We start from the raw sequence: 15,137 nt of genomic DNA, 5'->3' as shown, positions 1-15,137 counted from the left end.
AAAAGCTCCTTATCCTTAGGAAGCATCACCAGAAGAATCGGAACTATCATCGTCTTCATCCGATTCGGCAACTAAACTTGCTGATACCACTTTTTCATCTGCTTTAACACGCAGCAGGGAAACACCCTGGCTTTTACGCCCCACGATACGCACCGCGTGTAACCCACAACGAATGAGCTGACCATTGTTCGTAACCAACATAAGCTGGTCATCACGATCAACCACAAAAGATGAGGCAACAGGGCCTGTTTTAGATGTGACATCAATGTTCGCAATACCCATGCCTCCGCGTCCTGACACACGATACTCGTAAGCCGATGAACGCTTTCCCATACCCTTTTCTGAAACCACGAGTACAAATTTTTCACGTATCTGTAATTCCTTGAAACGTTCTTCTGAAAGAACATAGTCAGTGGAGGTGCTTTCGGGTGAATCTCCCTCATCACCCGTGTCATCACCACGACGTAGCTTACTAGCCATACGCAGATACGCCCCGCGTTCTTCACTCGTTGCATCAACATGAGGGAGGGTCATCAAGGAAATAAGGTGGTCTTTTGCCGCCAACCGCACACCACGCACACCTGTTGATGTCCGCCCACTAAAAATACGCACATCATTCACATGGAACCGGATACATTTTCCTTGGTACGTGCTGAGAAAGACATCATCGTTTTCATCACACAAAGATACACCAATCAATCGATCGCCCTCGTCTAATTTCATGGCGATTTTACCGTTAGACTTAATATTCGCAAAATCACTCATACGATTGCGTCGCACAGAACCACTCGCTGTAGCAAAGACTATTTCACGATTTTCCCAAAGAGTTTGATCTTCATCGAGAGGCAGAATAGCCGTCACCCGCTCGCCTTTAGAAAGAGGAAGAATATTGATAATCGCCTGACCGCGAGCTTGGGGGGTCCCCAAAGGCAAACGATATACCTTCAGATGGTAAGACATTCCTTGATCCGTAAAGAATAGAACATGTGTATGGGTTGTAGCAACGAAAACTTTGTTTACAAAATCCTCATCGCGGGTTGCCATGCCGGAACGTCCTTTGCCTCCGCGACGCTGTTCGCGGTACGTCGACAAAGGGACCCGCTTTACATAGCCGTTATGACTCACCGTAACAACCATATCTTCCCGCTGAATAAGGTCTTCAATATCAGACGTCAATGCCCCTTCAATGATTTCTGAGCGACGTGGTGTTGCAAATTCTGCCTTAATTTCTTCAAATTCGGCGCGCATAATTTCATAGAGCCGCTCCCGAGAGCTCAAAATTTCAATGTATCCCTTGATTTCTTCAGCCAACGCATTCAAATCCGCTGCGATCTTATCACGCTCAAGACCCGTTAAACGATGCAGTCGCAACTCAAGAATTGCCCGCGCTTGGGCTTCTGAAAATTTATAACCCTTAGCAATATCTGCATATTGGGGATCATCCACAACCTTCACAAGGGGCAAAATATCATCCGCATTCCACCAGCGCTCCATGAGCTGTTCCCGGGCTGTTTGTGGATCGGGAGCCCTGCGAATCAACACAATCACATCATCAAGGTTTGCCACAGCAACAGCAAGACCAATCCCTACATGTGCTTTAGATTGTGCTTTATCTAACAAATGGTGCGTACGACGGGTAATGACTTCTTGACGGAAGGCCACAAACTCAACCAAAATACGCTTCAGCCCTAAAGTTTCAGGACGTCCCTGCACAAGAGCCAGCATATTTGCCCCAAAAGAAGTTTGCAGCGGAGTGTGTTTATGCAGGAGGTTCAAAACAACACTCGCATCCGCGTCACGTTTCAATTCAACCACAACACGTATACCATCACGATCTGATTCATCACGAAGATCACTAATACCTTCGATTTGCTTGGCATTGACCAGTTCTGCGATGCGCTCAATCATGCGCGCTTTATTCACTTGGTAGGGAATTTCGGTAATAATGATTGCTTCGCGGTTGTTGCCAAACTCTTCCACGGAAGAAACACCCCGCATCATAATTGAGCCACGCCCTGTGGCGTAAGCTTCACGGATGCCGTGACGCCCTACAATTTGGGCACCTGTGGGGAAATCAGGACCAGGCACAATTTCCATGAGCTCTTCTGTGGTAATATCAGGATTATCGAGATACGCCGCACATGCTGTTAAGACTTCGCCCAAGTTATGAGGAGGAATATTCGTTGCCATACCCACAGCAATGCCTCCTGCGCCATTTACAAGAAGGTTGGGGAAGCGCGCCGGCAATACCATGGGTTCTTTTGTAGAGTTGTCAAAGTTTGGTTGGAAATCGACTGTTCCTTTGTCAATATCATCCAACAAAAACCGTGATATTTTTGCAAGGCGAGCTTCTGTATACCGATATGCCGCCGCAGGGTCACCATCAATAGACCCAAAGTTTCCCTGACCATCGATAAGCATTTCACGCAACGAGAAGTTCTGTGCCAACCGCACAAGCGCATCATAAATTGCCTGATCGCCGTGAGGATGGTACTTACGAATCACATCACCGACCGTACCTGCACACTTACGGAATGGCTTGTTATAATCGAAGCCATTTTCATCCATCGTATACAAAATACGGCGATGGACGGGCTTTAACCCATCACGCACATCAGGGAGCGCACGCGACACAATCACACTCATGGCATAGTCCAAATAGGACGAACGCATCTCGTCTTCAATAGAAATAATCTTGGTGTTATTAAGAGGACGTTCCTGGTCTTTCATGGTTTTCCTTAAGCGTAATGGTGGTTATAAGGGGGTAAGTACTCAGCACTCCTGGTGGCGCTATAGACTAGAAGGGAACCTCGTCATCATCAAAAGAAGACGGGGTGAAGGCCTGAGGACCATCAGCAGAGGAAGACCCCCCATGACCCAGCGGAGGTGTCACTTGACTCGGGCCAAAGCTGTCTCCATACGCTGGTCCATCTGCAGCACGCGAAGGTGCCTGTCCATCACTACGGCCATCTAGCAATGTCAACTCACCCCGGTATTTTTGCAATACGACTTCAGTCGAATATTTTTCCTGACCACTTTGATCTGCCCATTTGCGCGTTTGCAGTTGGCCCTCCAAAAAGACCTTACTGCCTTTGCGGGTATATTTTTCCAGAATCTCGACTAATTTATCATTAAAGACCACCACGCGATGCCACTCCGTGCGATCTTTACGCTCACCAGTTACCTTGTCACGCCATACGTCGCTAGTTGCCACAGACAGATTCGCCACCCGAGAACCATCATTAAGCGTACGCACCTCAGGGTCTTTTCCCAAGTTTCCCACAAGTATCACTTTGTTTACTGATCCAGACATCAATTTTACCTTTAAAAAACATGCCCTAGATTAGACGCAAACCATTGCAAATACAATAAATCATTATGCCAAATAATGATTTTTAGCAAACACCACACACACGTTACGTATTGCCTAAAATGCAGCACCCTTTACATTCAAGGCAGTCGCAATCAACCGTCAATCCATGCAAACATCCATAGATCCCACAATACGCTTTTCAATTTGGCGCAAACTGGGCAGGCGGTTATCCCTTTGAGGTTTCTAAACACGAAGAAGTCATGAATTTTTTGCATTCCCAAGGATTCCAATTAAGGACGTTAAAAACCTGCGGTGTCCCTCTTGGTTGCAACGAGTTTGTTTTTATGTGCGCCGATTAATTCTAACAAAGTTCCCCCCTCGTCAGTTATCAAATCTTATGTTACACAAAAAGCATGACTTACACGCTCATACGTTTATGACCTCTTTGCCGTACCGCCTTCGCTTTGCGCCCAGTCCCACAGGATATCTTCACCCAGGGAACGCTCGTACGGCTCTTCTCAATTATTTGATGGTACGCAAACACAAAGGGACGTTGTTGTTGCGCCTTGACGATACCGATACAGCACGCTCAAAGCCTGAATTTGTAGATGCAATCAAGGAAGACCTCACGTGGTTGGGCATTCAGTGGGATGACACAGACTGCCAAAGTGCCCATATGGCCGATTACATGGCCACAAAAACAACACTTGTTTCTTCTGGGCATTTATATCCCTGTTATGAAACACCCGAAGAACTAGAAATCATGCGCAAGACTCTTCTGGCGCGCGGAAAACCCCCTCTCTACAATCGCCGTGCTCTGGAACTCTCCGCCCCAGAAATTGCTACGTACAAGGCAGAAGGACGCATACCACACTGGCGATTCAAACTTAACCGTCTGCCCGTTACCTGGGAGGACGCTGTGCGAGGAACCATTACCCTTGACACACAGCATATCTCTGATCCTGTAATGATTCGAGAATCTGGTGATCCTACCTATTTGCTTTGCACGGCTGTGGACGATATACGCCATAGTATTACCCATATTTTTCGGGGCGAAGATCATGTTACGAACACAGCTATCAACATCCAATTGCTGGAAGCCCTGGGAGCAGACCCTAGCGCTTTCTCATTTGCGCACTTTCCATTAATCTCAGGAGCATTGGGAGAGGGATTTTCCAAACGCGATGGAAGCTTAAGTCTGCGCAGTTTACGCGCAGAGGGATACGAGCCCATGGCCATAAACAGTGTCCTAGGAACCATCGGCACGTCTGATGCAATGCAAGTTTTTACCGACATGGCCACACTTGCTTCTCAGTTTGATCTAAGCCATTTTGGCCGTTCAACCGCTAAGTTTGACAAAGCAAATGTAACCCTGATTAACAAAAAAATTGTTCATGGCCTTTCTTTTGCCGAAGCAAAGAAACATCTTGTGGCCTACCCTGCTGTTGATGAGGATTTTTGGGAACGCACAAAGGCTAATCTTGATAAAATTTCTGATATTAAGCATTGGGTAGATAGTTGCCTTGGCACCATTACCCCGTGTATAAGCGATTCTGATTTTTTAAAAACTGCGCACGATTTACTGCCTCCGGTGGGATGGGATGAAGAAACATGGGACACATGGGTGATGCACCTTAAAAAACACACTCAGCGCAAAGGTAAAGACCTGTTTATGCCTATTCGCCTGGCGCTAACGGGTGAAGAGCATGGTCCTGAGTTGAAAAATATGTTTTTACTGATTGGCCGCAAGAAGGTTTCTGAGCGGCTCATGGGTTTACGTGCCTAGTTCCATGCTTTATCTCACCAATGCACACACCCGTGAAAAACAACACTTCAGCCCCCTAGATCCCGGTCATGTAAGGATGTACCTGTGTGGACCAACGGTTTATGATCGCGCACACATTGGGAATGCCCGCCCTGCTGTTGTGTTTGATGTTTTGTACCGCCTGCTCCGGCGATCGTATACGGTCACCTATGCCCGGAATTTCACAGATGTCGATGACAAAATCATCGCCCGTGCACAGGAACAGAATGTTAGTATTGATACACTCACACACATGACCATCGCCCATTACCATGAGGACATGGGGGCACTCAATGTTCTTTTACCCACACACGAGCCGCGCGCAACGCAGTTCATTCCTCAGATGATCCACATGATTAAAACATTACTTACTAAAAATCATGCCTATGTCGCGCAACAGCACGTGTTGTTTGATGTGACATCATATCCGGCTTACGGTTCTCTTTCTGGGCGCGATACAGGTGAAATGATTGCGGGAAGCCGTGTTGAGGTTTCTCCCTACAAAAAGAACCCCATGGACTTTATTCTATGGAAACCCTCATCCGTAGATCAACCGGGGTGGGAAAGCCCTTGGGGACGAGGACGTCCTGGTTGGCATATTGAATGCTCCGCTATGGCAGGGGAAATTCTCGGTGAGACGTTTGATATCCATGCCGGAGGACAGGATTTACTCTTTCCACACCACGAAAATGAAAACGCCCAAAGTTGCTGTGCCCATGGAACAGAAAGTTACGCACGCACCTGGTTGCATAACGGCATGCTTCTGGTAAACGGACAAAAGATGGCCAAATCTCTTGGTAATTTTTTTACAACACGTGACTTATTGGGAAGACTTTCGGGGGAAGTCATTCGTTATTGTTTATTATCAGCCCACTATCGGCAGTCATTGGATTGGACTGATGAGCTTATCCAGCAGGCTACACAAGCAATTGATCGCCTTTACACAGCGTTACGCACCTGCGATGAGATAGCTGATCACGAGCAGATTGATGTTGATGTTCTTGATGCCCTCCATGATGACATCAATACACCCCTTGCCTTTCATCACCTGCATCGATTAGCACGTACAATCAACAGCACAAAAAGTAGTACACAAAAATCCATTCTTGGGCGTACGCTTGTGAATTCGGCGCGTCTGTGTGGCTTAATGTTTACCCCTACAAAAGAGTGGTTCCAAGGAAATGCATCCCTTGATCCTGAAACAATTGCCGCTCAGATTGCCGCACGCACAGAAGCAAAAAAAATCAAAGATTTCGCAACTGCTGATCACATCCGTGACCATCTTCTGGCACGGGGGATTGTCCTTGAAGATACACCCAGTGGCACAACATGGCACACAAAGAAATAGCCTATGGGAACAAAAATAACCACTACAGAGCTCGCTACACTGAATACCAACACACCTGTGGTGCTATGCATAGAAACGCAGCTATCCCAAAATATTGGCACGGTAGCCCGTGCTATGCTGAATTTTGGCTGGCATGAGCTGCGCTTGATTGCACCGCTTTCAGATCACGTAAACAGCACGGCGCGAGGGGCCTCTGCTGGGGCCGACATTATTCTGGAAAATGCAAAAGTATACCCAGATATTCCCACAGCGATTGGGGATTTGCACAGTGTGTTTGGAACCTCTGATCGCGTTCGCGATATGACAAAGCCCCTCATGCACACGCCTGAGGCTATGCACAAAACCCTTGAACTGATCAAAAGAAACTCCCGTGTCGGCATTTTGTTTGGGCGCGAGAAATCAGGACTCACGAATACTGATTTATCCTATGTTGATACGCTGATTCAAATTCCTACGTGGGACAAATTTTCTTCACTGAATCTGGCACAAGCTGTAACGGTTGTTGCCTCTACATACTTCACGACAGCCAGCCCCCCACCATCAGAAATAGCTCTCGAATATGCCCACACATTTCCTGCACAAAAAAAAGATATTGTCTATTTCTTTGACCACTTGGAGCGAGCACTTGATGCAAGTGGATTTTTGCGCATCGCTGGAAAGCGGGAAGTTATGGTTCGCCACATTCGCAACATGTTTCTGCGATGTCAGCTTTCTGATCAAGAAGTGCGCACACTCCATGGTATTGTAGCCGCGCTCAGTAACCGTCCCATGCGACCACGTTCAGAGGATTCGTAAGAAGGTATAATTATACCGATAGCCAATACAAAAAAGATATACATTTACTAAGCGCATACTAATCATAGATTTATCGCATATCTTTGTGCGTTATCATGGTGCATCTCTTTTCGAAAATATTGTTGGAATATGTTGCAATATAAGGAAAAATCTTATGACTCTCTGGTTTTCCTCCCTACATAAATGTCACTTCTTTTGCCATCATAGTGATATAAAGAGAATGAAAGAGGAAAAGTTTTCTTTATTATTTTTTACACATATTTATTATGTTCAATTATCAACTCAGAGACTAGCTATGAAAAATCACCTCATACTCTTGTTTGTAATTTTTTCTGTTTTACCAACATACAAATCTCTTCACGCCTCAGATGATACACCGGCATCTGCTGCAACAGCCACAGGACTTCGTGTATGCTCCTGTGCGGATCACGATTGTGATTTAGCGCGCACCGATATTCCAAAAGGACGCGGTTCCTCTGGACGATGGAAGGATGCCCACACGCCTAAGCGAGGTTGGGTGTGTGTTGATATTGAAGACCATGAGGAGGGATCGCAAAACCATGTGCTGTGCGGGATGTGTGAACGCGAAGAAATTCGCTGGGGACACATAATGCATCACACAGGATTTCCGGAAGATCTTGAAGTTGGGTGTATATGTGCTGGGTATATGGAGGGATCACTAAATCCCAGATCACCAGCGGCACCAGGGAAAAAGCGTGAAAACTATATTAAAAAACGTGCAGCTTGGCTAAAAAAATTGCGAGACCCCTCATACTGGAAAGTTTCTCGTGCAGGAAAGGACTATTTTCCACTCCGCTGCCGCTCTCTTCGGAGTGTTGATATTTATGTGAACGAGGGAAAATTTTCCAAGTTCGGAGCCTCTATTCGCGATATTGGACGCCGCACATTTACCAATATTGGCTGGTATAATAATCGTGCAGAAGCAGCAAAGCATGCTTTTGATGAAGTTTTTCCACAATTAATAAAACCACGCGGTTATTGGAAACCTATAGCAAAGAGTCATTAAGAAAAAACCCACCCTTGCTGGATAACCCTCGCAAGAGGGTTATCCAGGGTGGCGCGGTATTGCTGGCATCACTATGCTGTAAGGTAATAGGATTTCAGGCCATCATCAACGTTTCAATTCTTCCCATCACAAAGCGATTGAAGAATGCAGGGTCGTTTGGCTTGAATGTCACTTCAAAATACAAGACCTTCTGTTGAATGTGTGGGGGCAAGCGCACCCAATCCTTCAACGTGGTGATCAACGTAGCGTGATGTTTACTTGCTAGAAAAAGAAGGTGGTCAATATCTTTCATAGTATAGGCATAATGATCAGGATATTTTTCTTGCGCGACAACATCACCGCCATTTTTCTGCAGCAAGGAAAAAAATTTCTCGGGATAACCAATTCCTGCAAACGCAAAAAGTTTTCTCCCTTTCATCCGCAAAAGACTATCCTCCACGGGATTAAGAAATCCCTTAAAAATCGGGAATTCATGATGAACATGTTTTTGAATATGCTCTGTAAGCTCACGGCTTTTGTGCTTATCATCACCAATAATTACGACAGCATCAATCTTGCGGATCGATTCCGATATGGTTTCACGCAAGGGGCCTGCAGGTAATGTTAGTCCGTTGCCAAACCCCTGCTGCCCATCAACGACAAGCAATGAGAAATCTCGCGGAACGGAGGCATTTTGGAGACCATCATCTAACAACAATACCTCTGCCCCATCACGAACTGCAGCCAAGCAGGACGCATTACGGTTAACCCCTACCCAAGTTGGCCCTACGTGGGCCAGCAACAATGGCTCGTCACCCACGTCACTATTCATATGTCGCTCAGGATTCACCCGTGTCGCATCACGCAGATATCCACCATATCCCCGACTAATAAGGGCAAAAGGAATATTTTGCTTATCAAGCAATTGCGCCAGATATGTTACTAAAGGTGTTTTCCCTGCACCACCAACGACACTATTCCCGACACACACAACAGGACGGGGAATTCCATGAAGAGGAATTTTTCGCATTTGCACATATTGGTGAACAGCACGGGCAACACGATACAAAAACGTCAGCGGCCATAACAAAAAAGCAAAAAAACCTTTGTGAGATGTAAACCAAAATTTTGGGGCCTGTAACCGCATGTGTGAATAAAAATAAAATTCCTCTTAAGTTAACGAATTTTTGCGTCAACGTCTCGCATTATTTTGTCAAGTGAAGGGTAGAGAAGACAACCAAAAACCCTTTATAAAATAATGCTTATCCGCGGAAGCATAGTCATAGCTTTTTATCAAAAAAAGGCCGTAGTTTTTGATAAATTTCAGGCAATGGATTCACTTGCGCCACGAATCGTTTACCATTTTGTGTTATTGCTTTAAGTTGAACCGGTTTACGCAGGAGCGTCGCAACTTCACGCGCAATGGCATAAGAATCTTTGGCTTGACGCAAAGCGCCCGCTTGAAGCATCTGTGTGACAAGTTCATGGATATTCTCCGTATGCAATCCCGTAACAACTGCACAATCCTGTTGAATGGGCTCAATCGGGTTATGTCCGCCAACTCCTTGGATCAACGATCCTCCCAAAAATGTCAGAGGACAAAGACTATACCAGAGTCCCATTTCTCCATGAGTATCAGCCACATAGGCATCCATAGCATCCGTAATCGGATCGCCACACGAACGCACCCCCACATATGATCCTGATTCCTTAAGTGCTTGCACAAATAGCGGTGCTTTTTCAATATGCCTCGGCGCAACAATCGTCAGTAAGTCGGAAAATTCTCGTCGTAAAAGGGCATGCGCTTGTGCAAGATATGTTTCCTCCCCAGCGTGAACACTTGCCGCAACCCAAATGGTGCGATTCTGTAAGGTTGTAGCCATCTCTTCATAAACAGCGGGGTCATACGGCAGGGGGGGTGATGAAAACTTCAAATTCCCGACATTCACAACATTACTATGCCCAAGCTGTCTCCACTGAGCAGCGTCGTACTCTGATTGGGCAAGAACAACTTTTATAGCAGAAAAAATAGGTTTCAAAAGTCCTCTTACTTTTTTCCACTTCGATGCTGACTCTGAGGTCATGTGACCATTCACAATGATAATAGGTATATTCAGCGCCCGGGCCTCAAGATATAGACATGGCCACAGCTCTTGCTCCACAACGATGCCACACAACGGCTTCCATGATTGCAAAAAGCGCAGAACCCATGTTTGGTGATCAAAGGGCAAATATTGATGCACAACATAGTCCAGGACGCTACGTGCCACCTCATCAGCGGCTGTTTTTGTCACAGTTGTCATCACAAACCGCAAGTCAGGGTGATGTTCATGAATATACTTCACCAATGTTAGTGCTGCTTTTGTTTCACCAAAACTAACGGCATGCACCCACACATAGGCATGATTATCATCCCGCACCATTGTGGGACGGCCACGAATTTCCTTAAACCGTCCCCACGCAATTCCTCTTTTACGCACATGGATGTATAGCCCCACAATAAGAAAGGGCTTCAGTATGCGCAACAGATTTTGATACACCCAGTAGAGCATGTTAATCCTTTATTAGGTTGTGGGTACACGCCCGTGTCAAGTCATTCAAACACTTTGCAAGACTCTGCGTGTGGATTGTCACATCATCAGCAGATGCATCTTTGGGAAGTGGTGCAATTGGCGTACCAATTGCATAGGTGCATCGTGAAAAAGGCAAGGGGATGATCAACTGATCCCAGCTACGCAAAACCCATTTGCGCGTAATATCATAGCTCATTGGTACAATTGGCACCCCCATCAATTGCGCAAGGCGAATCACTCCCGGGGTTGCATAATGGCGAGGACCCTTTGGACCATCAGGGGTAATTCCTACCATTGAGCCTGCACGCAAAATTGTCATAAGCATTCGAAAGACTTTTGCACCTTCTGAACCCGTAGATCCTACCACGGTGTTGATCCCTAAATGTTTCACAATTTGTGCAATAAACCGTCCATCAGCATGCTGTGAAATCAGCATATACATGGGTTTTTTTGTGCGCCACAGAAAGCTCATCATTGCTAAGCGATCATGCCAAAACGCCCCAATATAAATTTGTTGAGGCGTGCGCGTGCAAGATTCATCACCCAGAATTTCAATGCGCGACGTAACATACACAAAGCGTAAGTATACCCCAACAAGCCAGCCAAGAATGGCTTGAACAGCACTACTTTTAAAAACCCTTTTGCGGCGTTTTTTTAAGAAATCTCTGATAGTTCGTGACGACATAATTTTTGGTAGAGCTTAGATTTTTGAAGAAGATTTGTGTGAGTATCAACAGCAACGATGCGGCCTTTGTCTATCAGAACAATCTGATCGGCTTGTTGAACCGTTGACAGGCGATGGGCAACGATAATCACAGTACGGCGCCCCCGTAATTTTTCCAAGGATTCCTGTATAACCCGTTCAGAAACAGTATCCAATGCTGAAGTTGCCTCATCCAAAAGAATAATGGGGCTTTGACGAATCAAGGCCCGGGCAAGGGCAATACGCTGCCGTTGACCTCCCGAAAGACGTGCTCCTCGTTCCCCGACTCTGGTATCATAGCCGTTAGGTAGTCTCATAATAAACTCGTGAGCCGCAGCCTTCTTTGCGGCCGATTCAATATCTTTATGCGGAGGAAGAACAGACGTCTCCTCATCTCCTACTCCCGGCACACAGCCCCCAAGACCAATGTTAACCGCCACAGTGTCATCAAAGAGGGTAACATCCTGACTCACCAGCGCAATAGAGCGCCGCAAAGCATCCAGGCTGTATGTAGAAGCTGGTCTATCATCAAACAGCAAACGCCCTTCCTGCACCTCAAAAAAGCCCAGCAACAGGTTGAGAATTGTGGTTTTACCCCCACCACTTGGTCCCACAAAGGCAATACAATCTCCTTTTTTAATCGTGAGGTTTATATCTTTAAGAACAGGGCTACCGTCCCCATAAGAAAACGTTACATTGTCAAAAACAAGTTTCCCCGTAGGAGCAGGAATTTTGTCAGAACACACCTGCAGCGACTGTTCCTGTGGATAGTCAAGCAACGCAAAAATACGACTCGCGGCAGCCATGCTCTCTTGAAGCTGATTTTGGAGTTTGGCAATCCGCTTAGCCGGTTCATACAGCATTAACAGCGCCGTAATAAAAGCAAAGAACTCTCCAGGTGTCTGGTTGTAATAAATAATTTGATGACCCCAGTATAGAATCACACATACAATTGCTACTCCCCCCAAAAACTCCATAATCGGATGTCCCATGGCTTTGATACGAATCGCACGCAGTGTCTTATGCAGCAATGCTTCAACAATTTTTTTCATCCGCATGCCCTCATAGGCATACATATTGTATGCCTTCACCAGACGAATTCCTTGGAAACTTTGTGTCAGATGATTGGTGAGTTCTCCTACATGTATCTGAACGTTGTGGGATGTTTTGCGTAAGCGTTTCCCTAGACGCGACACAGGGATCATAGCAAGAGGAAAGACGGTAACAGCAAATATCGCCAACTTCCAATCGTAATAAAACATTACCCCACTTAAGGCAACGACAGTCAAAATATCTTTAACTAAGCTGTTAATCGTTTGAGTCATTGTGTTCTCAAGCATGCGCACATCATTAATAAACCGCGACACCAAAGTGCCTGTTTTGTGCTTTTGAAAAAAAGGATAATCAACGCGCAGCAAGTGATCAAAAAGCTGAAGCTGCAATCCTGCAATTAACCGTTGACCAACCTTCCCCATTGCAACACTTTCCCCAAAACTTGCTAAGGATTTTGCCACAAAGGTAAAAAGAACAGTGACACTAACACCATAAAGAGCTACTGGGTTCTTGCTACCGAATACATCATCAATGATGGGCTTCATAAAATGGGCCATAAGTGCCGTTGATCCCGCTACCACAATCATACAGGCCATTCCCCCCATAAGGGTAACCCACTGTTGGCGAGATTGTGTGCGCAAGAGCCGTATAATTACGGGAAATAGCGTCGTATCAAATGAAACTTTTTTCCTTTTTATAGGCACACGGGGTCTCCTGAATTTGTCAGAACTTTAGTGCGTTTCCAAATAAAATACAACGGCTGACGACCTTCTTGAAGGGCTTTCTTTTCATAGCGCGTGGAAATCCAGGAGTCATAGGGCTGTGTATAGTCTTCACAACACCCCGATATTGTTTCGAAATAAGGACTGTCCTGACACGCGCGCCAAATCCACTGCTGATAACCAGGGTCATCTGTCGCAATATATAAGGGCGCTCCTGCTTTCATTTTTTGGGCCAAAATCTGTAAGAAAATTCCTTGGATCAAACGACGCTTGACATGGCGTAGTTTCGGCCATGGATCAGGATATAAAATATAGACACCGTCTAGGGATGTATCCGGAAATAAGGGGAGTAACGCGCGAATATCCTCATCCGCTATGCGCAGGTTTTTCATGGATTCCCTCACCGCATCCGCAAGTAACCGGGCTCGGCCATTCAAAAAGGGCTCAACAGCGATATAGTCGTGGTCGGGATGTTGGCGGGCCTGAAAATGAATATGCTCTCCTGCACCACAGCCAACTTCTAAAAACACGGCACGATAGGCCTTAGCAGAATCTATTGCTGGAGGAAAAAACGCTGTAAGAGACTTCACAGTGCGCATTTGTGCAATAGTCAATGCGTAGTAAGGCCAATGGAGATTATACAGGCTTTCAATTTTTGCTGTCAGGGGTTTAGATTTGCGCCGACCATAAAAACGTAGATCATGTTTCTGTGGTTGGACAGGCAAGGATGTTACATCAGCACACATGAGCATTTTTTAAAGACCATGGTTATCCATAATATGTTTGAAGCCAGCTGACAATGTTTCCATCAAACGATCAACACCATCCATATTCTCAAAATCAAGGGTCATTTGGAACTTTTTGTTGCGCTGTTTAAGAACAACGTTTGCCGGAACATGACGCATAACATACTGAGAAATAGCCAGCAAATCTCCTTCCCACACATCGTTCTCCACAGAAAGTTCTTCCGCACCTGCATGGGTATCGGTGTGGGTTAATAGATCGGATCGTCTCCCCACATCTTCACCACTGTTTCCTTGGGAAATGGCTTTGCGCACCAGCTTTTCCGTTTGCCGTACTGTAAGATTTTTACGCAAAACAGCCTCTAGAACCCATGCGCTTTGTTCAGGCGTTAGTCCAACAAGCGTGCGAGCATGACCAAAGCTTATTTTTCCTTTGCTAACCAAGTCCTGGATGTTTTCGGGTAACCCCAGCAAGCGCAGGACATTAGCAATATGTGAACGTGATTTTCCCAGTGTGTGACTGAGAGTATCTTGGGTGTAGCCAAACTCCTTCATCAATCGTTGGTAACCACGAGCCTCTTCAATAATGGTTAAATCATGACGCTGAATGTTTTCCAAAAGCCCTAATTCAAGAGCCTGTTGGTCGCTAATATCATCACGAATAATAACAGGAATATCAGGAACTCCAGCTATTTTTGAGGCTCTCCAACGCCGTTCGCCGGCAACAATTTCGTAGGTATCCGTTTGCTGAGTGGGGCGCACAAGGACAGGCTGTAGAATCCCATGTTGACGAACAGACTGGGCAAGGGACTCAAGCTCAGCGCCATCAAAATGTTGGCGTGGTTGATAGTGACTAGGAATGAGAGCACTCAGCGGCAGCCGTTTTGTTGTTGCGTCCTTAACAGAAGACAATTGCTCGTCACCGAAGTCACTATCGAATGTCCCTCGATGATCATTTGGTCCACCGTGTGACAGTTCCGAGGAGTCTGCGTGATACCCCGCATTGACATGTGGACTCAACAAAGCAGCAAGCCCCTGTCCTAAAGCTGGTTTTTTTCCTGTGCTCATTATATGTTC

Annotated in this window: 12 protein-coding genes; 4 read left to right on the top strand and 8 right to left on the bottom strand. The window is 46.0% G+C overall.

Features of this window, described 5'->3' with window-relative positions:
- Positions 1–15 precede the first annotated feature (15 nt).
- Entirely contained in the window at positions 16–2,730 is a 2,715-nt protein-coding gene (gyrA, locus tag H6849_02235) for a DNA gyrase subunit A (protein ID USO01838.1), read from the bottom strand.
- Between the two features lie 67 nt (positions 2,731–2,797).
- Entirely contained in the window at positions 2,798–3,316 is a 519-nt protein-coding gene (gene ssb / locus H6849_02230) for a single-stranded DNA-binding protein (GenBank protein ID USO01837.1), read from the bottom strand.
- A gap of 442 nt (positions 3,317–3,758) precedes the next feature.
- On the opposite strand from ssb, the gene H6849_02225 reads away from it, so the two are divergent.
- The 4 genes from H6849_02225 to H6849_02210 all read left to right on the top strand — a co-directional run bounded on the left by H6849_02225 (position 3,759) and on the right by H6849_02210 (position 8,287).
- Positions 3,759–5,099, top strand: coding sequence for a glutamate--tRNA ligase (locus H6849_02225; GenBank protein ID USO01905.1), 1,341 nt, complete (start codon positions 3,759–3,761; stop codon positions 5,097–5,099).
- Positions 5,100–5,103: 4 nt separating this feature from the next.
- Positions 5,104–6,465 (top strand): cysteine--tRNA ligase, encoded by a 1,362-nt coding sequence (locus H6849_02220; GenBank protein USO01836.1) that lies wholly within the window; start codon positions 5,104–5,106, stop codon positions 6,463–6,465.
- Positions 6,466–6,468: 3 nt separating this feature from the next.
- Positions 6,469–7,260: an RNA methyltransferase gene (locus H6849_02215; GenBank protein ID USO01835.1), complete on the top strand. Its 792-nt coding sequence runs from the start codon at positions 6,469–6,471 to the stop codon at positions 7,258–7,260.
- A 295-nt stretch (positions 7,261–7,555) separates the two neighbouring features.
- The gene (locus tag H6849_02210) at positions 7,556–8,287 is read left to right on the top strand and encodes a hypothetical protein (GenBank protein ID USO01834.1); all 732 of its coding nucleotides are present in this window, start codon (positions 7,556–7,558) and stop codon (positions 8,285–8,287) included.
- Between the two features lie 94 nt (positions 8,288–8,381).
- Here H6849_02210 and lpxK read toward each other — a convergent pair whose 3' ends face one another.
- From lpxK to H6849_02180, 6 genes are all read right to left on the bottom strand, one after another.
- A complete protein-coding gene (lpxK, locus tag H6849_02205; GenBank protein ID USO01833.1) occupies positions 8,382–9,413 on the bottom strand; it encodes a tetraacyldisaccharide 4'-kinase in 1,032 nt (343 codons plus the stop codon).
- Positions 9,414–9,546: 133 nt separating this feature from the next.
- Positions 9,547–10,818: a 3-deoxy-D-manno-octulosonic acid transferase gene (locus tag H6849_02200; GenBank protein ID USO01832.1), complete on the bottom strand. Its 1,272-nt coding sequence runs from the start codon at positions 10,816–10,818 to the stop codon at positions 9,547–9,549.
- 1 nt (position 10,819) lies between these two features.
- Positions 10,820–11,524 carry a lysophospholipid acyltransferase family protein gene (locus H6849_02195; protein USO01831.1) on the bottom strand — a complete coding sequence of 235 codons (705 nt, stop codon included), beginning with the start codon at positions 11,522–11,524 and terminating at the stop codon, positions 10,820–10,822.
- Positions 11,494–13,299, bottom strand: coding sequence for an ABC transporter ATP-binding protein (locus tag H6849_02190; GenBank protein ID USO01830.1), 1,806 nt, complete (start codon positions 13,297–13,299; stop codon positions 11,494–11,496). Before H6849_02190 ends, H6849_02195 begins: the two co-directional genes overlap by 31 nt.
- Positions 13,290–14,063: a tRNA (guanosine(46)-N7)-methyltransferase TrmB gene (gene trmB, locus H6849_02185; GenBank protein USO01829.1), complete on the bottom strand. Its 774-nt coding sequence runs from the start codon at positions 14,061–14,063 to the stop codon at positions 13,290–13,292. Before trmB ends, H6849_02190 begins: the two co-directional genes overlap by 10 nt.
- A 9-nt stretch (positions 14,064–14,072) precedes the next feature.
- Positions 14,073–15,128, bottom strand: coding sequence for a ParB/RepB/Spo0J family partition protein (locus H6849_02180; GenBank protein ID USO01828.1), 1,056 nt, complete (start codon positions 15,126–15,128; stop codon positions 14,073–14,075).
- Between the last annotated feature and the right edge of the window lie 9 nt (positions 15,129–15,137).

The organism is Alphaproteobacteria bacterium (assembly GCA_023898725.1).
Lineage (GTDB): Bacteria > Pseudomonadota > Alphaproteobacteria > JAUHZC01 > JAUHZC01.
This window is presented reverse-complemented; position numbering and strand designations above follow the sequence as displayed.

Bases quoted from the DNA above. Each gene is read 5' to 3' on its own strand.
- gyrA (USO01838.1), bottom strand. From the start codon at position 2,730: ATGAAAGACCAGGAACGTCCTCTTAATAACACCAAGATTATTTCTATT.
- H6849_02220 (USO01836.1), top strand. From the start codon at position 5,104: ATGCTTTATCTCACCAATGCACACACCCGTGAAAAACAACACTTCAGC.
- H6849_02215 (USO01835.1), top strand. From the start codon at position 6,469: ATGGGAACAAAAATAACCACTACAGAGCTCGCTACACTGAATACCAAC.
- H6849_02210 (USO01834.1), top strand. From the start codon at position 7,556: ATGAAAAATCACCTCATACTCTTGTTTGTAATTTTTTCTGTTTTACCA.
- lpxK (USO01833.1), bottom strand. From the start codon at position 9,413: ATGCGGTTACAGGCCCCAAAATTTTGGTTTACATCTCACAAAGGTTTT.
- H6849_02200 (USO01832.1), bottom strand. From the start codon at position 10,818: ATGCTCTACTGGGTGTATCAAAATCTGTTGCGCATACTGAAGCCCTTT.
- H6849_02195 (USO01831.1), bottom strand. From the start codon at position 11,524: ATGTCGTCACGAACTATCAGAGATTTCTTAAAAAAACGCCGCAAAAGG.
- trmB (USO01829.1), bottom strand. From the start codon at position 14,063: ATGTGTGCTGATGTAACATCCTTGCCTGTCCAACCACAGAAACATGAT.
- H6849_02180 (USO01828.1), bottom strand. From the start codon at position 15,128: ATGAGCACAGGAAAAAAACCAGCTTTAGGACAGGGGCTTGCTGCTTTG.